General features: G+C 67.9%; 20 protein-coding genes. 18 read left to right on the top strand and 2 right to left on the bottom strand.

Annotated features, from left to right (window positions below; translation table 11 throughout):
* Window positions 1-15 precede the first annotated feature (15 nt).
* The 17 genes from AVMA1855_RS08205 (at window position 16) to AVMA1855_RS08125 (ending at window position 17772) form a co-directional block, all read left to right on the top strand.
* Window positions 16-801: a glycosyltransferase family protein gene (locus tag AVMA1855_RS08205; protein WP_284425326.1), complete on the top strand. Its 786-nt coding sequence runs from the start codon at window positions 16-18 to the stop codon at window positions 799-801.
* Window positions 798-1901 carry a glycosyltransferase family 4 protein gene (locus AVMA1855_RS08200; RefSeq protein ID WP_284398141.1) on the top strand — a complete coding sequence of 368 codons (1104 nt, stop codon included), beginning with the start codon at window positions 798-800 and terminating at the stop codon, window positions 1899-1901. The genes AVMA1855_RS08205 and AVMA1855_RS08200 overlap by 4 nt, the downstream gene beginning before the upstream one ends.
* Before the next feature lie 150 nt (window positions 1902-2051).
* Window positions 2052-2945 (top strand): acetylglutamate kinase, encoded by an 894-nt coding sequence (gene argB, locus AVMA1855_RS08195; protein ID WP_092745378.1) that lies wholly within the window; start codon window positions 2052-2054, stop codon window positions 2943-2945.
* An 85-nt stretch (window positions 2946-3030) separates the two neighbouring features.
* On the top strand, window positions 3031-3738 hold the full coding sequence (locus AVMA1855_RS08190) for a response regulator transcription factor (protein ID WP_272565155.1): 708 nt from the start codon (window positions 3031-3033) through the stop codon (window positions 3736-3738).
* Between the two features lie 57 nt (window positions 3739-3795).
* On the top strand, window positions 3796-5238 hold the full coding sequence (locus AVMA1855_RS08185; RefSeq protein WP_284425325.1) for an ATP-binding protein: 1443 nt from the start codon (window positions 3796-3798) through the stop codon (window positions 5236-5238).
* Between the two features lie 123 nt (window positions 5239-5361).
* The gene (slmA, locus tag AVMA1855_RS08180) at window positions 5362-6018 is read left to right on the top strand and encodes a nucleoid occlusion factor SlmA (protein WP_272565153.1); all 657 of its coding nucleotides are present in this window, start codon (window positions 5362-5364) and stop codon (window positions 6016-6018) included.
* 329 nt (window positions 6019-6347) lie between these two features.
* Window positions 6348-7016 carry a TetR/AcrR family transcriptional regulator gene (locus AVMA1855_RS08175; protein WP_284425324.1) on the top strand — a complete coding sequence of 223 codons (669 nt, stop codon included), beginning with the start codon at window positions 6348-6350 and terminating at the stop codon, window positions 7014-7016.
* A 74-nt stretch (window positions 7017-7090) separates the two neighbouring features.
* The gene (locus tag AVMA1855_RS08170; RefSeq protein WP_284425323.1) at window positions 7091-8896 is read left to right on the top strand and encodes an acyl-CoA dehydrogenase C-terminal domain-containing protein; all 1806 of its coding nucleotides are present in this window, start codon (window positions 7091-7093) and stop codon (window positions 8894-8896) included.
* Between the two features lie 46 nt (window positions 8897-8942).
* A complete protein-coding gene (locus tag AVMA1855_RS08165; protein WP_284425322.1) occupies window positions 8943-9377 on the top strand; it encodes a DUF2147 domain-containing protein in 435 nt (144 codons plus the stop codon).
* Between the two features lie 21 nt (window positions 9378-9398).
* A complete protein-coding gene (locus AVMA1855_RS08160) occupies window positions 9399-11819 on the top strand; it encodes a 3-hydroxyacyl-CoA dehydrogenase/enoyl-CoA hydratase family protein (RefSeq protein WP_284425321.1) in 2421 nt (806 codons plus the stop codon).
* Window positions 11820-11838: 19 nt separating this feature from the next.
* Entirely contained in the window at window positions 11839-12357 is a 519-nt protein-coding gene (locus tag AVMA1855_RS08155; protein WP_272565149.1) for a DUF4442 domain-containing protein, read from the top strand.
* A 49-nt stretch (window positions 12358-12406) separates the two neighbouring features.
* Window positions 12407-13606 (top strand): acetyl-CoA C-acyltransferase, encoded by a 1200-nt coding sequence (locus AVMA1855_RS08150; RefSeq protein ID WP_284425320.1) that lies wholly within the window; start codon window positions 12407-12409, stop codon window positions 13604-13606.
* Window positions 13607-13700: 94 nt separating this feature from the next.
* On the top strand, window positions 13701-14528 hold the full coding sequence (locus AVMA1855_RS08145; protein ID WP_284425319.1) for an acyl-CoA thioesterase: 828 nt from the start codon (window positions 13701-13703) through the stop codon (window positions 14526-14528).
* A gap of 61 nt (window positions 14529-14589) precedes the next feature.
* The gene (locus AVMA1855_RS08140) at window positions 14590-15369 is read left to right on the top strand and encodes an enoyl-CoA hydratase (protein ID WP_272565146.1); all 780 of its coding nucleotides are present in this window, start codon (window positions 14590-14592) and stop codon (window positions 15367-15369) included.
* 120 nt (window positions 15370-15489) lie between these two features.
* Window positions 15490-16527, top strand: coding sequence for a tripartite tricarboxylate transporter substrate-binding protein (locus tag AVMA1855_RS08135; RefSeq protein ID WP_284398164.1), 1038 nt, complete (start codon window positions 15490-15492; stop codon window positions 16525-16527).
* 18 nt (window positions 16528-16545) lie between these two features.
* Complete coding sequence (locus AVMA1855_RS08130) at window positions 16546-17034, top strand: thioesterase family protein (RefSeq protein WP_284404954.1); 489 nt, start codon at window positions 16546-16548, stop codon at window positions 17032-17034.
* 150 nt (window positions 17035-17184) lie between these two features.
* Window positions 17185-17772 carry a bactofilin family protein gene (locus tag AVMA1855_RS08125; RefSeq protein WP_284413805.1) on the top strand — a complete coding sequence of 196 codons (588 nt, stop codon included), beginning with the start codon at window positions 17185-17187 and terminating at the stop codon, window positions 17770-17772.
* Window positions 17773-17886: 114 nt separating this feature from the next.
* On the opposite strand, the gene AVMA1855_RS08120 is transcribed toward AVMA1855_RS08125, so the two are convergent.
* Window positions 17887-18324, bottom strand: a complete 438-nt coding sequence (locus AVMA1855_RS08120) for an acyl-CoA thioesterase (protein ID WP_284404957.1) — start codon at window positions 18322-18324, stop codon at window positions 17887-17889.
* A gap of 41 nt (window positions 18325-18365) precedes the next feature.
* On the opposite strand from AVMA1855_RS08120, the gene AVMA1855_RS08115 reads away from it, so the two are divergent.
* Window positions 18366-20195 (top strand): ABCB family ABC transporter ATP-binding protein/permease, encoded by a 1830-nt coding sequence (locus AVMA1855_RS08115; protein ID WP_284425318.1) that lies wholly within the window; start codon window positions 18366-18368, stop codon window positions 20193-20195.
* A 58-nt stretch (window positions 20196-20253) separates the two neighbouring features.
* Here the strand turns inward: AVMA1855_RS08115 and AVMA1855_RS08110 are convergent, their stop codons facing one another.
* On the bottom strand, window positions 20254-21285 hold the full coding sequence (locus AVMA1855_RS08110; RefSeq protein WP_284425317.1) for a DctP family TRAP transporter solute-binding subunit: 1032 nt from the start codon (window positions 21283-21285) through the stop codon (window positions 20254-20256).
* Window positions 21286-21327 lie beyond the last annotated feature (42 nt).

The raw sequence follows: 21327 nt of genomic DNA, 5'->3' as shown, positions 1-21327 counted from the left end.
GACAATACCGGGTTCATGACGTCATCTCTCAATGCGGAACGGGGCCTGGTGGTCTCGCTGATCAGCCACGGCCACGGGCCCTGGGTGCAGGCTTTGCTGCAGGATTTGGCGCGCCTTTGCGGGGCCAGCGTGTCGCGCGTGGTGCTCACGCTCAACCGGCCCGAGGCCGAGCCGCAGGCCCCCGCCGCGGGCTGGCCCTTCGTGCTGGAGATTCGCCACAATGCGTCGCCGCTGGGTTTCGGCGCCAACCACAACCGCGCATTGCGCGGGGCGGTCGAGCCGATGGTCTGCGTGCTGAACCCCGACGTCAGCCTGCTCGGCGCGAACCCGTTTCCTGCGCTGTGCGAGGCCGCCCTGCCGGCGGACGTGGGCTGCGCCTACCCGGAGCAGGTGGACGACCGCGGCCAGTTGCAGGATTCCGAGCGCGAGCTGCCATCGCCCGCCGCGCTGTGGCGCCGCCGTGTGCTCGGGCACCGGGAGCACCGGGTGGACTGGGTGAACGCGGCGTTCCTGGTGATGCGGCGCGCGGTGTGGGACGCGCTGGAGGGATTCGATGAAGGGTATTTCATGTATTGCGAGGATGTGGATTTGAGCTTGCGCATGCGGCTGAGGGGCCTGCGGCTGCACAAGGGCGCGGCCCGCGTGGGGCACGTCGGGCAGCGCGACAGCCAGCGCCGCATGGCCTACCTCGCCTGGCATGTGCGCAGCCTGTGGCGGCTGTGGCGCTCGCCGGTGTATCGGCAGGCACGATCTTTGTTACCGGAGGGCACCCGCGGCCCGCATACCATCGGCGCTCCATGATCTGGTTGTCTCTGGTTGCGTTTCTGGTTTCCACACTGGTGGCTGCGGGCATCGTCCGATGGGGGCGCGACCACGCGTCCGTGTACGGCGACACCATGCCGCAGCGATTCCACCTGGGGGATATTCCCCGGCTGGGCGGGGCGGCGCTGCTGGCCGGCATGGCCTGCAGCTGGATGCTGGGGGTGGTTCAGACGTCGTGGATGGGCGATCCGGGCTCGCTGCGGCTCGGCGCCTGGGTGGTCTGGTGGATCGTGGCGCTCCTGCCGTCGGCGGTGGGCGGCATCGTGGAAGACCTGACGCAGCGCCTGACCGTGCGCTATCGCCTGTTGCTCACGGCGCTGTCGGGCGGGCTGGCGCTGATGGTGCTGCAGTTGAACGTGCAGCGCATGGGCCTGCCCTGGCTGGACGGCTTCCTGGCCCAGACGCCCTGGCTGGGCATGGTGATCGTGGTGCTGGCGGTGGCCGGGCTGCCGCACGCCTTCAACATCATCGACGGCTACAACGGCCTGGCGGGCATGGTGGCGTTCATCGTCTGCCTGGCGCTGGCGCACGTCAGCCTGCAGGTGGGGGACCGGTCGCTCGCGACGCTGTTCGTTTGCACGGCGGCGGCCACGGCCGGGTTCCTCGTGTGGAACTACCCGCGGGGCATGATCTTTGCCGGCGACGGGGGCTCCTACATCTGGGGCGTGGTGATCGCGCTGGGCAGCATCTCGCTCGTGCAGCGCAACCAGGACGTGTCTCCCTGGTTCCCCATGCTGCTGCTGATCTACCCGGTCTGGGAGACCGTCTTCTCCATCTACCGCAAGCTGGTGCGCGGGGTCTCGCCCGGCGTGGCGGACGCGCTGCATTTCCATCAGCTCATCTACCGGCGCATCGTGCGCGGGGTGTTCCACGACGACGAGTCCCGCCGGGTGCTCATGCGCAACAACCGCACCTCGCCCTACCTGTGGGGCTTCACCCTGCTGACGGTGGTGCCCGCGGTGCTGTTCTGGAGCAACACGGTCGTGCTGGCGATCTTCTGCGCCCTCTTCATGATCGCCTACGTCTCCGCCTACCTGGCCATCGTGCGCTTCAAGGTGCCCAGCTGGCTGCGGCACTGAAGGCCACCCGCGGGCTGGTGATCAACAGCGCCGCCTGGTGCCGTCCGGGCCCGTTCCCCCGCCCGTCCCGCCCCAGCGCCGTCCGGGGGCCGGGGCAAGGCACAATGCGCATCTCCATCGCTTAACCGCTCCTTCAGCCGCGAGCTCTTCATGACGACCGACCTTCTTTCGATTGCTCCGCGCGACAAGGCCGAAATCCTGGCCCAGGCGCTGCCCTACATCCGCAAGTTCCATGGCAAGACCATGGTCATCAAATACGGCGGCAACGCCATGACCGACCCGGCGCTGCAGGCCGACTTCGCCGAGGACGTGGTGCTGCTCAAGCTGGTGGGCATGAACCCGGTGGTGGTGCACGGCGGCGGCCCGCAGATCGAGACCGCGCTCAACCGCCTGGGCAAGAAGGGGCAGTTCATCCAGGGCATGCGGGTGACCGACGCCGAAACCATGGAAGTCGTGGAGTGGGTGCTGGCGGGCGAAGTCCAGCAGGACATCGTGGGCCTGATCAACCAGGCGGGCGGCAAGGCCGTGGGCCTCACGGGGCGCGACGGCGGCATGATCCGCGCCCAGAAGCTCAAGATGGTGGACAACAAGGACCCGAGCATCGAGCACGACATCGGCCAAGTGGGCGACATCGTCTCCATCGACCCGAGCGTGGTCAAGGCGCTGCAGGACGATGCGTTCATCCCCGTCATCAGCCCCATCGGCTTCGGCGAGAACAACGAGAGCTACAACATCAACGCCGACGTCGTGGCCAGCAAGCTCGCCACCGTGCTGCAGGCCGAAAAGCTCGTGCTCCTCACCAACATCCCGGGCGTGCTGAACAAGGCGGGCGAACTGCTCACCGACCTCACCGCCCGCGAGATCGACACGCTGTTCGCCGACGGCACCATCTCCGGCGGCATGCTGCCCAAGATCGCCGGCGCCCTCGATGCCGCCAAGGCCGGGGTGAACGCGGTGCACATCATCGACGGCCGCGTGCCGCACGCCATGCTGCTGGAAATCCTGACCGAGCAGGCCTACGGCACCATGATCCGCAGCCACTGAGATGCCGGTTTGCGCCTCGCCCGCCGTGCAGCGCGCCGCCCCCGGCGGTGCCGTGCCGGTCCGTTCCTGAGCGGGTGACAGGGCGATGCGCCTGCTGCTGGTCGAGGACGACGTCATGCTGGCCAGCGGCATCAAGCTGGGCCTGACCGACGCGGGCTATGCGGTGGACTGGGTGGGCAGCGGCGAGCGGGCCGAAGAGGTGCTGCGCACCGAATCGTTCGACGCCGCGATCATCGACATCGGCCTGCCGGGCATGGACGGGCTGGAGCTCACGCGCTGCCTGCGCCGCCCCGAGATGGCCCATCCGGCCATGCCGGTGCTCATCCTCACGGCGCGCGACGCCCTGCACGACCGCGTGCAGGGGCTCGACCTGGGCGCCGACGACTACATGGTCAAGCCCTATGAGCTGCCCGAGCTGCTGGCGCGGCTGCGCGCCCTGCTGCGGCGCTCTCAGGCCGCGACCACGGCCATCCTGAGCTTCGGGCCGCTGGAGCTGGACACCGCAGGCCGCACCGTGAGTATCCGCACCGCCAGCGATCCCCATGCGCGCCAGCCCATCGAACTGGGCCCGCGCGAGTGGACGGTGCTGGAATACCTGCTGATCCACGCGCCCAAGCCGGCCAGCAAGGAAAAGCTGCTGCAGGCCCTGACCGGGTGGGACAAGGAAATCACGCCCAATGCGGTGGAGGTGTACGTGTCCCGCCTGCGCAGCAAGCTGGAGCCCAATGGCGTGGCGCTGCGCTCCATCCGGGGTTTCGGCTACCGGCTGGAACTGCAGCCCCCTCGCGGCTGAGCGCCCCGCCGTCTCCGCGCCCGCCCACTCCTACACCCGCACACCCCGGCCGCCGCCATGACCTCCGCGCTGCGCATCCGGCTGCTGCTGCTGCTGATCCTGCCGCTGTGCGCCCTGGCGCTGGCGGGCGCGTGGCTCGACTACCGTTCGGCGGACGAGGCCGCCAGCCGGCACGACCAGCGCCTTCTGCGGCTGCTGCCGGCGCTGGCCGACTCGGTGGTGGCCCCGCCCGTGAGCGACGGCGGCCCGCCGCTGCTGCTGCTCGCGCCCCCGGTGGAGGAGTTCCTGCGCCAGAACAGCGGCTTTGCCGGCTACAGCGTGCAGGACCTGTCCGGCCGCGTGCTGCTGGGCGAGGACTGGGTGCAGAGCGCCGTGCCGGCCACGCACGACCCCGAGTTCCACAGCGTCGAGTACGACAGCGTCACCTACCGCGTGGCCGTCCAGCGCAGCCGCACGGGGGCAGGGGAGCTGGTGGTGGCACTGGCCGACGGCTCCGATCCGCGCCAGCAGTGGGGCAAGCAGATGCTGCTGCGCGTGCTGCTGCCCAACCTGGTGCTGGTGGCGGCCGCGGCGCTGGCCATCCACTGGGCCGTGCGCCGCGCGTTCAAGCCGCTGGTGGACCTGGCCGAGGCCGTTGCCCGGCGCTCGCCCCGGGACTTGAACCCCATCGACGAAGCCGCGTCACCCGTGGAGGTGCGGCCCCTGGTGTATTCGCTGAACCGGCTGTTCGCCCTGGTGAACGAGCAGGCCGAGGGGCAGCGCCGCTTCGTGGCCGACGCCGCGCACCAGCTGCGCACGCCGCTGGCCAGCCTGCAGGCGCAGGTGGAAGCCTGGGCGCTGTCCGCGCAGGCGGGCAGCGGCCGGGAGGGCCATGGATCAAAACAGGCTCCAGCACAAATGGTACTAGGGCATGGCGCTATATATTTAGGAGCGGATCAGATCGAGAAGCTACGGCAGGCCACGCGCCGCACCTCCAAGCTGGCGCACCAGTTGCTGGCCCTGTCGCGCGCGGATGCCCGCAGCCTGGACGCGCAGGCCATGCAGAGCGTGGATCTGAAGGACCTGTGTGAAAGCCTGCTGGAGGCGTTCCTCGACGCGGCCACCGCCAAGGGGCTGGACCTGGGGCTGGAGGTCGCGCCGGCCCGCGCCGTGGGCCACGGCTGGCTGCTGCGCGAGCTGATCACCAACCTGGTGGACAACGCCATCAAGTACACGCCGGCCGGTGGTGCCGTGACCATCCGGTGCGGCGGCGCTGCGAACGGCGGCGCGTTCCTGCAGGTCGAGGACGACGGACCGGGCATTCCCGAGGCGGAACAGGCGCGGGTGCTGCAGCGCTTTTACCGGGTGCCGGGGGCTGCGGGGGAGGGCACCGGCCTGGGGCTGGCCATTGCCGACGAGATCGCGCGCGTGCACGGCGCGGCACTGGGCCTGGGGCGCGGGCCGGCCGGCCGGGGGCTGGTGGTGACGGTGTTTTTCGCGCCGGCGCGCAAGGTTCGGTAGCCGCCTATGCCGCTGATGGTTCCGCCGCCCTGGCGGCGCAGCGTGGTGCTGGAAAGGTGGGGCCGTCTGCACCGAAGTCCGGCGGGACCGTGTGCGAGAATCAATTGCATACATCTGTTGCCCATGCCTGAACTCCAGTCCCTGCCTGAACCTGTCGCCACCACCGTGGCGCAAGACGTCCCTGCGGTCCGCAAACGTCCCAAGCCGGGGGAGCGGCGGGTGCAGATCCTGCAGGCGCTGGCCGGCATGCTGGAGCAGCCCGGCTCGGAGCGCATCACCACGGCCGCGCTGGCGGCGCGCCTTTCGGTCAGCGAGGCGGCGCTGTACCGGCACTTCGCCAGCAAGGCGCAGATGTTCGAGGGCCTGATCGATTTCATCGAGCAATCGGTCCTCACGCTGGTGAACCAGATCATGGAGCGCGGTGCGCAGTCCGACACCTCGGGCACGCAGCAGGCCGCGCGCATCGTCGCCATGGTGCTGCAGTTCGGCGAGCGCAACCCGGGCATGGTGCGCGTGATGGTGGGCGATGCCCTGGTGCTGGAGAACGAACGCCTGCAACAGCGCATGAACCAGTTCTTCGACAAGATCGAATCGAGCCTGCGGCAGTGCCTGCGCCCCGCCGCGCAGGCCGCCGGGGCCGATGCGCCCACGGTCGATGCCCAGGTGCGCGCCGCGGCGCTGTGCGATCTGGTGCGGGGGCGGCTGCAGCGGCATGCGCGCTCGGGCTTCCGGCGCGCGCCCAGCGAGCACCTCGAGGCCACGCTCGCGCTGCTGCTTTAACCCGCTGCCCCAAGCCGGCTGCGGGTCGTGCTGCCTGGGTGACGCCAAGCATTCCAGATTTTCTACTTCCCCCGAAGCGCGCAAGACCGGCCGGCCGGGCTGGCGGTGCCGCTCGGCGCGGTCGCACTGCGTTGCTTCGTTCAAGCGTTCAAGCGTTCAAGCGTTCAAGCGTTCAAGCGTTCAAGCGTTCAAGCGTTCAAGCGTTCAAGCGTTCAAGCGTTCAAGCGCGGCTAGGGGTTTTCCCGGTGCAGAGCCCCTCATCGCCCCGTGGGATGGGCAGGCCCGGCGTTTTCATGCAAAATAGCACGATCGTTCGTTTTATTTTCTCCATGCCGGTCACCCCCCTCCCATCACGCTCCGTTCGCTCCGCCAGCACCCGCGAAGGCCGTGCCTTGCAAAAGGGCCAGCAGACCAAGGCGGCGATCGTCGAGGCCGCGCTGGGCCTGGCCACGCACATCGGGCTGGAAGGCCTGTCGATCGGTGCGCTGGCGGACGTGACGGGCATGAGCAAGTCCGGCGTGTTCGCCCATTTCGGTTCGCGCGAGGAGCTGCAGATCTCCGTCATCCGCGAATACCACGCGCGCTTCGAGCAGGAAGTGTTCTACCCGGCCGTGTCCGCCCCACGGGGCCTGCCGCGGCTGCGGGCCCTGTTCGGCAACTGGATGAAGCGCACCTCCATCGAAATCGATTCGGGCTGCATCTACATCAGCGGTGCCGTGGAGTTCGACGACCGAACCGGCCCCGTGCGCGATGCGCTGGCCAGTTCGGTGCTGACCTGGCTGGCCGCCATGAAGCGCGCCATCGACCAGTGCAAGGAGCAGGGCGAACTGCGCGGCGACGTGAATGCCGAGCAGATGCTGTTCGAGATCCACGGCCTCATCCTGGCGCTGCACTACGAGGCGCGCTTCCTGCAGACGCCCGGCTCCATCGACCGGGCCAATGCCGGATTTGACAGCATCCTCACCCGCTATGGCGAACCGCCGCCCGCGCAGGATTGACCGATCCGTTTCGCGTTTCTCTCTTTCCCTCTTTCCTTTTCATTTCCCACCCTTTCCATCCAAGGAGCCTCCCCATGCCGACCTACACGCCGCCCCTTCGCGACATGCAATTCGTACTGCACGAGGTGTTCAAGGCGACCGAAGAACTGAAGGCCCTGCCCAAGCATGCCGACGTGGACGTGGACACCATCAACGCCGTGCTGGAAGAGGCGGGCAAGTTCGCCACCGGCGTGGCGTTCCCGCTCAACATCAGCGGGGATGAGGAAGGCTGCACGCTCGACAAGGTGACGCACGAGGTGACCACGCCCAAGGGGTTCAAGCAGGCCTACGCGCAGTACGTGGAAGGCGGCTGGGCGGCCCTGAGCTGCGAGACCGAATACGGCGGCCAGGGCCTGCCGTTCGTGCTGAACCAGTGCCTGTATGAAATGCTCAACAGCGCCAACCAGGCCTGGACGATGTACCCCGGCCTGTCGCACGGCGCCTACGAGGCGCTGCACGCGCACGGCACGCCCGAGCAAAAGAAGCTCTACCTGCCCAAGCTGACCAGCGGCGAATGGACCGGCACCATGTGCCTGACCGAGCCCCATTGCGGTACCGACCTGGGGCTGCTGCGCACCAAGGCCGAGCCCGTGGCCGGCGCGCCCGAAGGCACCTACAAGATCACCGGCAACAAGATCTTCATCAGCGCGGGCGAGCACGACTTCACCGAGAACATCGTCCACCTGGTGCTGGCCCGCCTGCCCGACGCGCCCAAGGGCAGCAAGGGCATCAGCCTGTTCATCGTGCCCAAGTACCACGTGAACGCCGACGGCTCGCTGGGCGAGCGCAACCCGATCTTCTGCGCCGGGCTGGAGCACAAGATGGGCATCCACGGCAACGCCACGGCGCAGATCGCCATCGACGGCGCCATCGGCACGCTGGTGGGCCAGCCGCACAAGGGCCTGCAGGCCATGTTCGTGATGATGAATGCCGCGCGCCTGGGCGTGGGTAACCAGTCGCTGGGCCTGACCGAAGTGGCGTTCCAGAACGCGCTGGCCTACGCCAAGGACCGCACGCAGATGCGCAGCCTGTCGGGCACGAAAGCCAAGGACAAGGATGCCGACCCGATCATCGTGCACCCCGACGTGCGCAAGATGCTGCTGACCGCCAAGGCCTACGCCGAAGGCGCCCGCGCGCTGCAGATCTACTGCACACTGCTGCTCGACAAATCGCACAGCCATCCCGACGAAAAGGTGCGCCAGGAGGCGGACGAACTGGTGGCGCTGCTCACGCCCATCGTCAAGGCCTTCATCACCGACAACGGGCACATCGCCACCAACGCCTGCATGCAGGTCTTCGGCGGCCACGGCTTCATCAAGGAATGGGGCATGGAGCAGTTCGTGCGCGACAACCGCATCAACATGATCTATGAAGGCACCAACACCATCCAATCGCTGGACCTGCTGGGCCGCAAGGTGCTGGGCAACAACGGCGCCACGCTCAAGAAGTTCGGCAAGCTGGTGGGCCAGCTGGTGCAGGAAGAGGGCGTGAACGAGAAGATGGCCGAGTTCATCAACCCCATCGCCTACCTGGGCGAGCAGATGACCAAGTTCACCACCGAGATCGGCTTCAAGGGCTTCCAGAACCCCGACGAAGTGGGCGCTGCCGCCGTGGACTACCTGCGCGTGGCCGGCCACCTGGTGTTCGGCTATCTCTTCGCCCGCATGGCCCAGGTGGCGCTGCGCGAGATCGCCAACGGCAACACCGACCCGTTCTATGTCGCCAAGCTGCAGACGGCGCGTTTCTACTTCGCCAAGCTGTTCCCCGAAACGGCCACGCTGATGCGCACCGCGCGTGCCGGCGCCAAGCCGCTGATGGACACCGACGCCGCGCTGGCCTGACCGCACCGGCCGCCCCCTTCCCCGCCTTTTTTGCACTGGAGCCGTTATGAATAAAGCGCTAGCAGCGATGTTGTGTGTGGCCGTGGCCGCCCCCGCGTGGGCCCAGATGTTGCCCGTGGGCGGGTGGCGCAGCATCGACGACAAGACGGGCGAGGCCAAGGCCGAGATCCGCATCACCGAGTCGGGCGGCGCGCTCACCGGGCGCATCGAGAAGTCGCTGAAGAAGGACACGCCCGCCGATGCGGTCTGCGTCGAATGCCAGGACGACCGCAAGGGCCAGCCCATCGCCGGCCTGGAGATCATCCGGGGCGGCAAGAAGGCCGAAGGCAAGGACGTGTGGGAGGGCGGCAAGATCCTCGACCCCGAAAACGGCAAGGAATACCGCGCCAGCTTCACGCCCATCGACGGCGGCGCCAAGCTGGAGGTGCGTGGTTACCTCGGCCCGTTCTGGCGCACGCAGGTCTGGCAGCGCATGCAGTAACCCATTCCAAAGAAACCAACCATGTCCCGATTCCAAGTGAAGAAAGTCGCCGTGCTCGGCGCGGGAGTGATGGGTGCGCAGATCGCCGCCCACCTCGCCAACGTGAAAGTGCCGGTCGTCCTGTTCGACCTGCCCGCCAAGGAAGGCCCGAAGAACGGCATCGTCACCAAGGCCATCGAGGGGCTCAAGAAGCTCAAGCCCGCACCGCTGGGCGTGGCGGAAGACGCCGCGCTGATCGGCCAGGCCAACTATGAAGAGCACCTGGAGCAGCTGCGCGGGTGCGATCTCATCATCGAGGCGATTGCCGAGCGCATGGACTGGAAGCTCGATCTCTACAAGAAGATCGCGCCCTTCGTCGCACCCGGCGCCATCGTGGCCTCGAACACCTCCGGCCTGTCGATCACGCGCCTGAGCGAGGCGCTGCCCGACGCCATCAAGCCGCGCTTTTGCGGCATCCACTTCTTCAACCCGCCGCGCTACATGACGCTGGTGGAACTGATCGACACGCCGACGACCCGGCCCGAGGTGCTCGACCAGCTCGAAGCCTTCGTGACCAGCGGCCTCGGCAAGGGCGTGGTGCGCGCGCACGACACGCCCAACTTCATCGCCAACCGCGTCGGCATCGCCGGCATGCTGGCGACGATGAAGGAAGTGGAGAACTTCGGCCTGACCTACGACGTGGTGGACGATCTCACGGGCAAGAAGCTGGGCCGCGCCAGCAGCGGCACCTTCCGCACCGCCGACGTGGTGGGCCTGGACACCATGGCGCACGTCATCAAGACGCTCCAGGACAACCTGACCGAAGAGAGCGATCCGTTCTACGGCAGCTTCGGCACGCCCGAGGTGCTGAACAAACTCATCGAGATGAAGAACCTGGGCCAGAAGGCCAAGGCGGGCTTCTACAAGAAGGTGGGCCGCGACATCCTGCGCTTCGACCTGGAAAGCGGCGAGTACGTGCCCGGTGGCCAGAAGGCCGACGAGGTGTATGCCCGCATGCTGAAGAAGCCCGCCGGCGAGCGCCTGAAGCTGCTGCGCCATGCCGAGGGCGCGCAGGGCCGGTTCCTCTGGGCCATCCTGCGCAACAGCTTCCATTACGCTGCCGTGCACCTGGGCACCATCGCCGACAACGCGCGCGACGTGGACCAGGCCATGCGATGGGGCTTCGGCATGAAGCAGGGCCCCTTCGAGCTGTGGCAGGAAGCCGGCTGGCTGGAGGTGGCGAAGATGATCCAGGAGGACATCGACGCCGGCAAGGCGCTCAGCAAGGCGCCGCTGCCCGACTGGGTGTTCAAGGGCCCGGTGGCCGAGGCCGGCGGCGTGCACACGGCCGAAGGATCGTGGAGCGCTTCGCGCGCCAAGTTCGTGCCGCGCCGCCAGCTGCCCGTGTACGAGCGCCAGCACTTCCCCGAGAAACTGCTGGGCGAGGCGCTGCCCGACTGGCGCACGGCCGGCACCACGGTGTCCGAGTCCGATGCACTGCGCACCTGGACGCTGGACAAGGATGGAGGCGCCTCCGGTAGCCGGATCCTGATCGCCAGCATCCAGAGCAAGATGCATGCGATCAGCCCCGACGTGATGGAGGGCCTCGTCGAAGCCATCGACACCGCCGAGCGCGAATACGACGGCCTGGTCATCTGGTCCGGCGACGCGCCGTTCAGCGTGGGTGCCGATCTGGCCGCCACCATGCCGGCTTTCGTCGTGGCCGGCATCTCGGCCATCGAGAGCGTCGAGCAGGAGCTGCAGAACCTCATGCTGCGCCTGCGCTACGCCCAGGTGCCGGTAGTGTCCGCCATCCACGGCATGGCACTGGGTGGCGGCTGCGAGCTGGCCGTGTATTCGGCCCGCCGCGTGGCGCACATGGAAAGCTACATCGGCCTCGTCGAAGTGGGCGTGGGCCTGGTGCCGGGCGCCGGCGGCCTGACCTACATCGCGCGCCGTGCGGCCGAGAACGCCGCCGCCTCCACAGGCAAGGACATCCTGCCCTTCCTGACCGAAGGCTTCACCGCCGCGGCCATGGCCAAGGTGGGCACCAGCGCGCTGGAATCGAAGAAGCTCGGCTACCTGCTGGACAGCGACATCGTCGTGCCGCACAAGGACGAGGTGCTGTTCGTCGCCCTGAACGAAGCCAAGGCCATGGCCGCCAGCGGCTGGCGCGCGCCGAACAAGCGCCTGTTCCCCGTGGCCGGTCGCAGCGGCATCGCCACCATCCGCGGCTCGCTGGTGAACATGCGCGACGGTGGCTTCATCAGCGACCACGACCAGCACATCGCCACCCTGATCGCCGAGATCGTGTGCGGCGGGGACGTGGATGCCGGCACGCTGGTGAGCGAGGAGTACCTGATGGCGCTGGAGCGCAAGGCCTTCTGCGCGCTCATCCAGCACCCCAAGACGCAGGAGCGCATCCTGGGCATGCTGAACACTGGCAAGCCCTTGCGCAACTGATGTGCCATCGGACGACCGCATGACGACCTCCACCGGCGCATTCCCGCCCAACCGCATGCAGCTCCAGCTGGAACAGGTGGACGAGTTTCCGAAGTTCCTGCGCCCCTGGGTGCGCAACCTGGTGCTGCGCCGCGCCGTGCCGTTCACCCGCACGGCGCGCGTGGAGTTCATCGAGATGTCGCCGAACCGCGTGGAAGTGCGCCTGCCCAACGAGCACCGCGTGCGCAATCACGTCGGCAGCATCCATGCCTCGGCCATGAACCTGCTGGCCGAGACGGCCACGGGCATGGCGATGGGCCTGAACGTGCGCGACGACTGCCTGCCGCTGGCCAAGGACTTGAAGATGGCCTTTCGCAAGCGCGCCACGGGCGCCTTGCGCGCGGTGGCGGTGCTGACCGACGCGCAGCGCCAGGCCATGCAGGACAGCGACAAGGGCGAGATGCAGGTGCAGGTCACCGTGACGGACGAGGCCGGCATCGAGCCGGTGGAATGCGAATTCACGTGGGCCTGGATTCCGTCCAGCCGCCCCGCCAAGTAACTGACTGATTGACTGACCGATCGATTGATCGATTGAAGGAGCCTTCTCCATGGCAAAACAAATGCAGGACGCCTACATCGTCGCCGCCACGCGCACGCCCATCGGCAAGTCGCACCGCGGCTTCTTCCGCAACACCCGCCCCGACGATCTGCTGGCGACCACCCTCAAGGCGGCCCTGGCCCAGGTGCCCGGGCTGGACCCGGCCTCCATCGAAGACATCATCTGCGGCTGCGCGATTCCCGAAGGCGCCCAGGGGCTGAACGTGGCGCGCATCGGCGCGGTGCTGGCGGGGCTGCCCACCAGCGTGTGCGGCATCACCGTGAACCGTTTCTGCGCCTCGGGCCTGTCGGCCGTGCAGATGGCGGCTGACCGCATCCGCGTGGGCGAGGCCGACGTGATGATCGCCGCCGGAGTGGAAAGCATGAGCATGGTGCCCATGATGGGCAACACGCCCTCGCTGTCGCCCAGCATCTTCGCCAAGGACGGTGACGTGGGCATCGCCTACGGCATGGGCCTCACGGCCGAGAAGGTGGCGCAGCAGTGGAAGGTGTCGCGCGAGGACCAGGACGCCTTCGCGCTGCAGTCGCACCAGAAGGCGCTGGCCGCGCAGCAGGCCGGCGAGTTCACCGACGAGATCACGCCCATCGAGGTGACCGACCGCACGGCGAACCTGGAGACGGGCGAGAGCATCGCCAAGACCCGCACCGTGGCGCTGGACGAAGGCGCACGGCCCGACACCAGCCTGGAAGGCTTGGCCAAGCTCAAGACGGTGTTCGCCGCGCTGGGCTCGGTCACCGCCGGCAACAGCTCGCAGACCAGCGACGGTGCGGGCGCGCTGATCCTGGCGAGCGAGGCGGCCGTGAAGCGTTTCGGCCTCACGCCGTTGGCCCGCTTCGTGAGCTTCGCCAGCAAGGGCGTGCCGCCCAGCATCATGGGCATCGGCCCCATCGAGGCCATTCCGGCCGCGCTGCGCTACGCGGGCCTCAAGCACGAAGACATCGACTGGTTCGAGCTGAACGAAGCCTTCGCCGCGCAGTCGCTGGCGGTCGTGCGCCAATTGGGCCTGGACCCCTCCAAGGTCAACCCCATGGGCGGCGCCATCGCCCTGGGCCACCCGCTGGGCGCCACGGGCGCCATCCGCGCCGCCACGGTGGTGCATGCGCTGCGCCGCAAGAACCTCAAGTACGGCATGGTGACCATGTGCGTGGGCATGGGGCAGGGCGCTGCAGGCATTTTCGAGCGCGTCTGAGGTCGGGGGCGCATTGCGCGCCCCGGCATTCCGGGGTTCAGGCAGTCGCCGGCACGACGGGACGGAGAAAGCAATCACGGCACACTCGCACACCATGACTCTCGATCTCCATCCCCTGGACGACGCGCTGGCCCTGGAGCCGGCCGGCGCCCACCGGTACACCGGCCGGACCACGCCCGCCTACTGGAACATGGTCGGCCCTTTCGGCGGCGCGACGGCCGCGGTGCTGCTGCAGGCCGTGCTGCAGCACCCCGACCGCCTGGGGGAGCCGCTGTCGCTCACCGTCAATTACGCCGGTGCGGTGGCGCAGGGTCCCTTCACGGTACAGGCCACGCCGGTGCGTACCAACCGGTCCACTCAGCACTGGACGCTGTCCATCGTGCAGCCCGACGCCGACGGCGAATGGGTCACCACCACCACGGGCACCGCCGTGACCGCCGCCCGCCGCGAAACCTGGAGCCTGGCCGACACCCCCATGCCGACAGCGCCCGGCCCCGACACCCTGGAGCCGCTGGCCAAAGGGCTGGGCGTGGCCTGGCTCGACCGCTACGAACTGCGGCCGGTGGCGGGGGCCTTGCCGCAGCGCTGGGACGGCAGCTGCGACAGCAGCCTGTCGCAGCTGTGGATGCGCGATGCGCCCGCCCGCCCGCTCGACTTCTGCGCGCTGGCGGCGCTGGCCGATGTGTTCTTTCCGCGGGTCTGGCTGCGTCGTGCGCACCGGGTGCCGGCAGGCACGGTGTCCCTCACGGTGTATTTCCACGCGGGCCGGGAGCAGCTGGCGGCCACGGGCACCGGATTTTTGCTGGGCCAGGCGCGTGCGCAAGAATTCCGCAATGGCTTTTTCGATCAGACCGCCCAGTTGTGGAACGATGCCGGCACCATGCTGGCCAGCAGCCACCAGATCGTTTATTACAAGGAATGAGGCGCCCCCGGCGCCCCGTTCGCTTTCCCCGCCCACGACCTTCCATGGCAGGAGCTTTCCCATGACCGATACCCCGACCCAGGACATCCTCGTTCACACCGAATCCGGCGTGGCCACCATCACCTTCAACCGCGTGGAGAAAAAGAACTCCATCACCACCGCGATGTACGCCGCGCTGGCGGATGCGCTGGAGTCCGCCGCGGCCGACAGCGCGGTGCGCGTGGTCGTGCTGCAGGGCGATGTGGCCATCTTCAGCGCCGGCAACGACATCGGCGACTTCCTGAACAAGCCACCATCCACGCAGGACTCGCCGGTGTTCCGTTTCCTGCGCGGCATCGCCACGTTCCCGAAGCCGGTGGTGGCCGCGGTCTGCGGTCCGGCCGTGGGCATCGGCACCACCATGCTCTTTCACTGCGACCTGGTCTATGCGGGCGACAACGCCGCGTTCTCCATGCCCTTCGTCAACCTGGGGCTGTGCCCCGAGGCCGCGTCCAGCCTGCTCGTGCCGCAGATGATGGGCTACCACCGTGCCGCCGAGGCGCTGCTGCTGGGCGAGCCCTTCCTGGCCGAGGCGGCGCTGGAGGTGGGACTGGTCAACCGCGTGGTGCCGCCCACCGAGTGCAACATGGTGGCCCAGACCCAGGCGCGCAAGCTGGCCGCCAAGCCGCTTTCCGCGCTCATCGAGACCAAGCGGCTCATGAAGCAGGGCCAGACGGCTGCGGTGCTGGAGCGCATGGCGCAGGAGGGTGCGAGCTTCGGTCGCATGCTGCAGGAGCCCGCGGCGCGGGAGGCGTTCAGCGCCTTCGTCGAGAAACGCCGGCCGGATTTCAGCGCGGTGTGACAGCATCTGGGGGGGACGGCCTGGCGTTTTGCCTGGGAACTGGGCATAACGATAGATGCCGGTGGCATGAATCTGGCAGTACATTCCTGCTCATCCATAAACCCCCTGCCGGACCGTGCCATGACTGCTGTCAAACCACCTTCGCCATTCGCTGCTCCCCGCGCGCCGTCGCGCCGCGCCTTTGTGCAATGGGGCGCATCGCTTGCCAGCGGCGCCCTGGGGTCGTCGGCCCTGGCGCAGGGGGCGGTCGCTCCGGCACCTGTGCCGCTGGAAGGCGGCATCCTCAAGGTGGTGGTGCCGTATGCGGCCGGCGGCGCATCCGACCGGGCCGCGCGCCTGCTGGCCGATGCCCTCGGGCCCCGGCTGGCGGTACCGGTGGTGGTGGAAAACCGCGTGGGCGCGGGGGGGCGGCTGGCCGTCCAGCAGTTGCACCGCGACAGTTCCGGCCAGAACCAGGTCGTGCTGGCCAACCCGGCCACCATGCTGGTGGCGCCCCTGGTCTTCAAGGACAACGGCTACGACCCCGACAAGGACTATGTGGCCCTGTCCCAGATCACGAGCTATCAGTTCGGCCTGGCCGTGTCCACGGCCGTGCCGGTCAAGGAATTCGCCCACCTGCACGCCTGGATGCTGGCCAATCAGGACAAGGTGGCCGCCGGCGTGCCGGCCACTGGCAGCCTGCCGCATTTCTTTGCCCTGATGCTGGCGGAAAAGCTTTCCCTGCAACTGCCCGTCGTCGGATATCGGGGGTCCGCGCCGCTGCTCAACGATCTGATGGGCGGTCACGTCCCCATCGCCGTGGACACGCTGGATGCGCTGGAGCCGCTGCACAAGGCCGGCAAGCTGCGCATTCTGGCGGTGTCGGGCGATCACCGGTCGTCCACGCTGCCGACGGTGCCCACCTTCAAGGAGGCGGGGCTGGGCCTGTCCGCCCTGGGCTGGAACGTGCTCTACGCGCCTGCGTGGCTGCCGCCCGCCCGCGCCCGGCGCATCGCCGACACGGTAACCCAGGTCATGGCGGACCCGGCCCTGCAGGCCCGCTTCGTGGCGGCCGACATGGTGCCCGTGGTCAGCTCGCGAGACCAGACCGCCAAAATGCTGACGGCCTACAAGGCGCAATGGGCGCCGGTGGTCCGCCATTCGGGCTTTCAGCCCTGAACCCTTGCCCCTTCCTCGATGACTCCACCCCCTGATTCCGCCCAGCCCTCTCCGTTCGAGGCCGAGTTCATCGATGGTTTGAAGGACATCTTCGAGCAGCGCATCGTCTTCAACCAGCTGCTCGGTCTCAAGGTCACGCACCTGGGGGCCAAGCATGTCGAGGCGCGCATCGAGATGAAGCCCGAGCTGGTGGGGCACTACGCCTACAACCGCGTGCACGGCGGTGTCATCAGCGCGGGGCTGGATGCCATGGGGGGGCTCGCGGTGATGGCGGCCATCGGTGCCCGCCACATGGACGAGCCGCCTGCGCAGCGCCTGCACCGCTTCGGCAAGCTGGGCACCATCGACCTGCGCATCGACTATCTGCGGCCGGGCATCGGGAGCCACTTCACCCTGCGGGCTGAGGTGCTGCGGCTGGGCTCGCGCGTGGCCAGCACGCGCATGGAGTTTTTCGGCCCGGACGGCACCCTCATGTCGGCGGGTGCTGCGGCCTACATCGTTTCGTAGCCGGAGCCTACGCGCGATCGCGGCGATGTATGTCGCTGCAAAGCATGCAAGTGCATGCAACGATCGAATGGTTTGGTTACCGTTCTTGCGTAACGCGGGGAGTTTTCGCGGAACGTCGCTTCTAGCATGGCTCTTTTTCAAGGAGATCTGATGGCCGTGCAAAACCCCTTCTTCGGCAAGCGTGAACCCGACGCATTCCAGCCTCGCCAACCTTCTTCCGTCCTCGGCGGTGCGACCACCGTGGTGCCCGGTGGCAACAGTGCCACGACCACCACCCCTTCTTCCGCCAAGCCCGTGTCCACGGGCACGGCGCCCGGCAGTGCCGTTTCCGACGGCGTGGGCAGCAAGCTGACGGTGGGCCCGAACATCAAGCTCAAGGGGGTGGAGATCACCGATTGCGACACGCTCGTGGTCGAAGGCACGGTGGAGGCCACGATGGACTCCCGCGTGATCCACATCGCCGAGCAGGGCGCCTTCCGCGGCTCCGCCGAGATCGACATCGCCGAGATCCATGGCGAGTTCGACGGCACGCTCACCGTGCGCGAAAAGCTCGTGATCTACAGCACCGGCAAGGTGACCGGCAAGATCCGCTACGGCAAGGTGGTGATCGAAGAGGGTGGCCAGCTGGCCGGCGAAATCTTTGCCGGCACGTCGGGCCCCGCTCCCCGAGCCAATGCGGTGAGCAACAACAACACCACCAACGCGCGCAACGAAGCGCCTGCACTCGCCGCGGCCTGAGCCTCGGCGGGCATTGCGATCAACCCCGGCGTGCGCCGAGGGCGCGCTTCACCGACCTGCCACGTACGGCCCGTGGCAGGCCAGGCGTTTCGCGCCGGGGTTTACTCCACGTTCTCAGCCTGCCGCGCCACCCTCGGGCGCTGCGGTGGCCGGTAGCGGGCGGGGCCTGCCTGCGGCATCGATGGCCACATAGGTCAGTCGCGCTTCCGTGACCTTCACATACCGGCCCTGCGCTGAAAAGCGCTCTGCGTACACCTCGACCTCCACCGTGACCGAGGTGCGTCCGGTGCGCGTGACCGCCGAGAAGAACGACAGGATGTCCCCCACGCGAACGGGCTGCTTGAACACGAATTCGTTCACCGCCACGGTGGCCATGCGGCCCTGCACATAGCGCGCCGGCAGCACCGACCCCGCCAGGTCCACCTGGGCCATGACCCAGCCGCCGAAGATGTCGCCGTTGGCGTTGCAGTCGGCCGGCATCGGAATCACCTTGAGCACCAGCTCCTTGTCGGTGGGCAATTCGGTCAACGCAGCGCTGGGAAGAGCGGTCATGGGCACAATCTCGGTAAAAACAACAACCGGAATTGTCCTTCATGCGCCCCCACGGCGAATCCCCACCCCCTCTCGTCGCGCGCCCCGGCGCCGGCTCCCGCACCGACTGGGCCACGCTCGGCCGGCTCGTTCCCTATCTCTGGCAATACAAATGGCGGGTGATCGCGGCGCTGGTCTTCGTCGTGGGGTCCAAGGTGGCCAACGTCGGAGTGCCGCTGCTGCTCAAGCAATTGATCGATGCCATGTCGATCGCTCCGGGCGACCCCGCCGCCGTGGTGGTCGTGCCCATCGCCCTGTTGCTGGCCTATGGCGGGTTGCGCCTGTCCACCTCCATCCTGACCGAACTGCGGGAACTGGTCTTCGCCAAGGCCACGCAGGGCGCGGCCCGCAGCATCGCGCTGCAGACGTTCGAGCACCTGCATGCCTTGAGCCTGCGCTTTCACCTGGAGCGGCAGACGGGTGGCATGACGCGCGACATCGAACGCGGCGTGCGCGGCATCGAATCGCTGATCTCGTTCACGCTGTTCAACATCGGCGCCACCCTGATCGAGGTGTTCCTGGTGCTCACCGTGCTGGCCGTCAAGTTCGACGCGTGGTTCGCCTGGATCACGCTGGGCGCCCTGGGCCTCTACATCGCGTTCACCGTGCTGCTGACCGAATGGCGCACGAAGTTCCGCCGGCAGGCCAACGAGTTCGACTCGGCCGCGCACGCCAAGGCGGTGGACTCGCTGCTGAACTACGAGACCGTCAAGTACTTCAACAACGAGGCGTTCGAAGCCCAGCGCTACGACGAAAGCCTGCAGCGGCTGCGCCATGCGCGGCTCAAGAGCCAGACCTCGCTGTCGCTGCTGAACAACGGGCAGCAGCTCATCATCGCCACCGGCCTGGTAGCCATGCTGTGGCGTGCCGCGCAAGGCGTGGCCGATGGCCGCATGACGCTGGGTGATCTGGTCATGGTGAACGCCTTCATGATCCAGCTCTACATTCCGCTCAACTTTTTGGGCGTGATCTACCGAGAGATCAAGCAGAGCCTGACCGATCTCGACAAGATGTTCACCCTGATGGACAAGGAGCGCGAGGTGGCCGATGCGCCCGGCGCCCAGCCGCTGGTCCACCTGGAGCACCCGGCCGTGCGCTTCGAAGACGTGCACTTCGCCTACGAAAGCCGTGCGGGCAGCGCGCGGCCCATCCTGCACGGCATCAGCTTCGAGATTCCTGCTGGCAAGACGGTGGCGGTGGTGGGGCCTTCGGGCTCGGGCAAGTCCACGCTGGCGCGCCTGCTCTTTCGCTTCTACGACATCCAGTCGGGCCGAATCACGGTGGCCGGGCAGGACATTCGGGCCGTCACGCAGGACAGCCTGCGGCGCGCCATCGGCATCGTGCCGCAGGACACCGTGCTGTTCAACGACACCATCGCCTACAACATCGCCTACGGCCACCCGGGCGCGGGCCAGGATGCCGTGGAAGCCGCCGCCCAGGCCGCGCGCATCCACGGCTTCATCGCCGCCACGCCGCTGGGTTATGCCACGCAGGTGGGCGAGCGCGGCCTCAAGCTCTCCGGCGGCGAGAAGCAGCGGGTGGCGATCGCCCGCACGCTGCTGAAGAACCCGCCGATCCTGATCTTCGACGAGGCGACGTCTGCGCTCGATTCAGCCAATGAGCGGGCCATTCAGACCGAGCTGAAAAGCGCGGCGCGCAACAAGACGGCCCTGGTGATCGCGCACCGCCTCTCCACGGTGGTGGATGCGCACGAGATCCTGGTGATGGAAGCCGGCCGCATCATCGAGCGCGGCACCCATGCCGCGCTCCTGGAGCAGGGCGGCCGCTACGCCAGCATGTGGGCGCTGCAGCAAAGCGGAGAGGCCGGCTGACGGGCCGCCGCAGCGCGCCCTGGTGCACGGGCGCCGGCCCGCAGGCCGGCCCGGCCCGTCAGGGCTTGCGCGCTGCGATCGCCTTCTCGGCCTGGTCCACCAGGTCCGCGCCGATCTGGCCCTTCCACTTGTCGAACACCGGGCGCGTGGCCTTGGCGAAGGCCATGCGCTCGGCGGGGCTGAGCTGGGTCACCGTCACCCCGTGGCTGGCGATTTCCTTGAGCAGGGGCTTGTCGGCTTCGACCATGCCCTTGCGCGCGATGGCGATCTGTTCCTTGCCGGCGTCGATGGCGGCCTGCTTGACGATTTCGCGGTCGGCGGGCGTCCAGGAGTTCCAGATGTCCTTGTTGACCACGAAGATCAGCGGGTCGTTCATGTAGCCCCACAGGGTCATGTATTTCTGCGCCACGGTGTAGAGCTTGGCGGCCATGTAGACCGACACCGGGTTCTCCTGCCCGTCCACGGCGCTGCTGGCCATGGCGGGCTGGGCGTCGGCCCAGCTCATCTGGGTGGGGTTGGCGCCCAGTGCGGAGAAGGTGTCCAGGAACAGCGGCGAGCCGACCACGCGGATCTTCAGGCCCTTGAGGTCTTCGGGGCTCTTGATGGGGCGCTTGGAGTTGGAGATTTCGCGGTAGCCGTTCTCGCCCCAGGCCAGCGGCACCACGCCGGCCTTGTCCAGCGTCTGGAAGATGCTCTTGCCCACCTCGCCTTGCGTCACCGCATCCACGGCGGCGTAGTCGGGAAACAGGAAGGGCAGTGAGAACAGGTTGAGCGGCTTGACCTGGGGCGACCAGTTGATGGTGGAGCCCACGGCCATGTCGATGACGCCCTGGCGCAGCGCGCTGAACTCGCGCGTCTGGTCGCCCTGGATCAGCGAAACGCCGGGGTAGAGCTTGATGTTGATGCGGCCCTGCGTGCGTTCGCGGACCTTGTTGGCCCACAGTTCGCCGCCCTTGCCCCAGGGGAAGGCGGTGCCCAGCACCAGCGACATGCGGTATTCGCTCTTGTAGTTTTGCGCCAGGGCCGGCGTGGCGAAGGCCAGTGCGGCGGCGGCAGCGACGGCGCTGGTGAGGAAGGTGCGCAGTTTCATGGGTTCAGTCTCCTGGTTCTCGGTGAAAAGGGGGCGGTGGGG

This window comes from Acidovorax sp. SUPP1855, from assembly GCF_030158955.1.
Lineage (GTDB): Bacteria > Pseudomonadota > Gammaproteobacteria > Burkholderiales > Burkholderiaceae_C > Paracidovorax.
Note: the sequence above shows the minus strand (reverse complement) of the source record. Positions and strands in the feature narration are given on the sequence as shown.

Excerpts from the sequence above, each read along its gene's own strand:
- AVMA1855_RS08190 (WP_272565155.1), top strand. The coding sequence starts at position 3,031 with ATGCGCCTGCTGCTGGTCGAGGACGACGTCATGCTGGCCAGCGGCATC.
- AVMA1855_RS08200 (WP_284398141.1), top strand. The coding sequence starts at position 798 with ATGATCTGGTTGTCTCTGGTTGCGTTTCTGGTTTCCACACTGGTGGCT.
- AVMA1855_RS08135 (WP_284398164.1), top strand. The coding sequence starts at position 15,490 with ATGACTGCTGTCAAACCACCTTCGCCATTCGCTGCTCCCCGCGCGCCG.
- AVMA1855_RS08140 (WP_272565146.1), top strand. The coding sequence starts at position 14,590 with ATGACCGATACCCCGACCCAGGACATCCTCGTTCACACCGAATCCGGC.
- AVMA1855_RS08150 (WP_284425320.1), top strand. The coding sequence starts at position 12,407 with ATGGCAAAACAAATGCAGGACGCCTACATCGTCGCCGCCACGCGCACG.
- AVMA1855_RS08130 (WP_284404954.1), top strand. The coding sequence starts at position 16,546 with ATGACTCCACCCCCTGATTCCGCCCAGCCCTCTCCGTTCGAGGCCGAG.
- AVMA1855_RS08160 (WP_284425321.1), top strand. The coding sequence starts at position 9,399 with ATGTCCCGATTCCAAGTGAAGAAAGTCGCCGTGCTCGGCGCGGGAGTG.
- AVMA1855_RS08110 (WP_284425317.1), bottom strand. The coding sequence starts at position 21,285 with ATGAAACTGCGCACCTTCCTCACCAGCGCCGTCGCTGCCGCCGCCGCA.
- AVMA1855_RS08120 (WP_284404957.1), bottom strand. The coding sequence starts at position 18,324 with ATGACCGCTCTTCCCAGCGCTGCGTTGACCGAATTGCCCACCGACAAG.
- AVMA1855_RS08125 (WP_284413805.1), top strand. The coding sequence starts at position 17,185 with ATGGCCGTGCAAAACCCCTTCTTCGGCAAGCGTGAACCCGACGCATTC.
- AVMA1855_RS08175 (WP_284425324.1), top strand. The coding sequence starts at position 6,348 with ATGCCGGTCACCCCCCTCCCATCACGCTCCGTTCGCTCCGCCAGCACC.
- AVMA1855_RS08115 (WP_284425318.1), top strand. The coding sequence starts at position 18,366 with ATGCGCCCCCACGGCGAATCCCCACCCCCTCTCGTCGCGCGCCCCGGC.
- argB (WP_092745378.1), top strand. The coding sequence starts at position 2,052 with ATGACGACCGACCTTCTTTCGATTGCTCCGCGCGACAAGGCCGAAATC.
- AVMA1855_RS08155 (WP_272565149.1), top strand. The coding sequence starts at position 11,839 with ATGACGACCTCCACCGGCGCATTCCCGCCCAACCGCATGCAGCTCCAG.
- AVMA1855_RS08205 (WP_284425326.1), top strand. The coding sequence starts at position 16 with ATGACGTCATCTCTCAATGCGGAACGGGGCCTGGTGGTCTCGCTGATC.
- AVMA1855_RS08165 (WP_284425322.1), top strand. The coding sequence starts at position 8,943 with ATGAATAAAGCGCTAGCAGCGATGTTGTGTGTGGCCGTGGCCGCCCCC.
- AVMA1855_RS08185 (WP_284425325.1), top strand. The coding sequence starts at position 3,796 with ATGACCTCCGCGCTGCGCATCCGGCTGCTGCTGCTGCTGATCCTGCCG.
- AVMA1855_RS08145 (WP_284425319.1), top strand. The coding sequence starts at position 13,701 with ATGACTCTCGATCTCCATCCCCTGGACGACGCGCTGGCCCTGGAGCCG.
- AVMA1855_RS08170 (WP_284425323.1), top strand. The coding sequence starts at position 7,091 with ATGCCGACCTACACGCCGCCCCTTCGCGACATGCAATTCGTACTGCAC.
- slmA (WP_272565153.1), top strand. The coding sequence starts at position 5,362 with ATGCCTGAACTCCAGTCCCTGCCTGAACCTGTCGCCACCACCGTGGCG.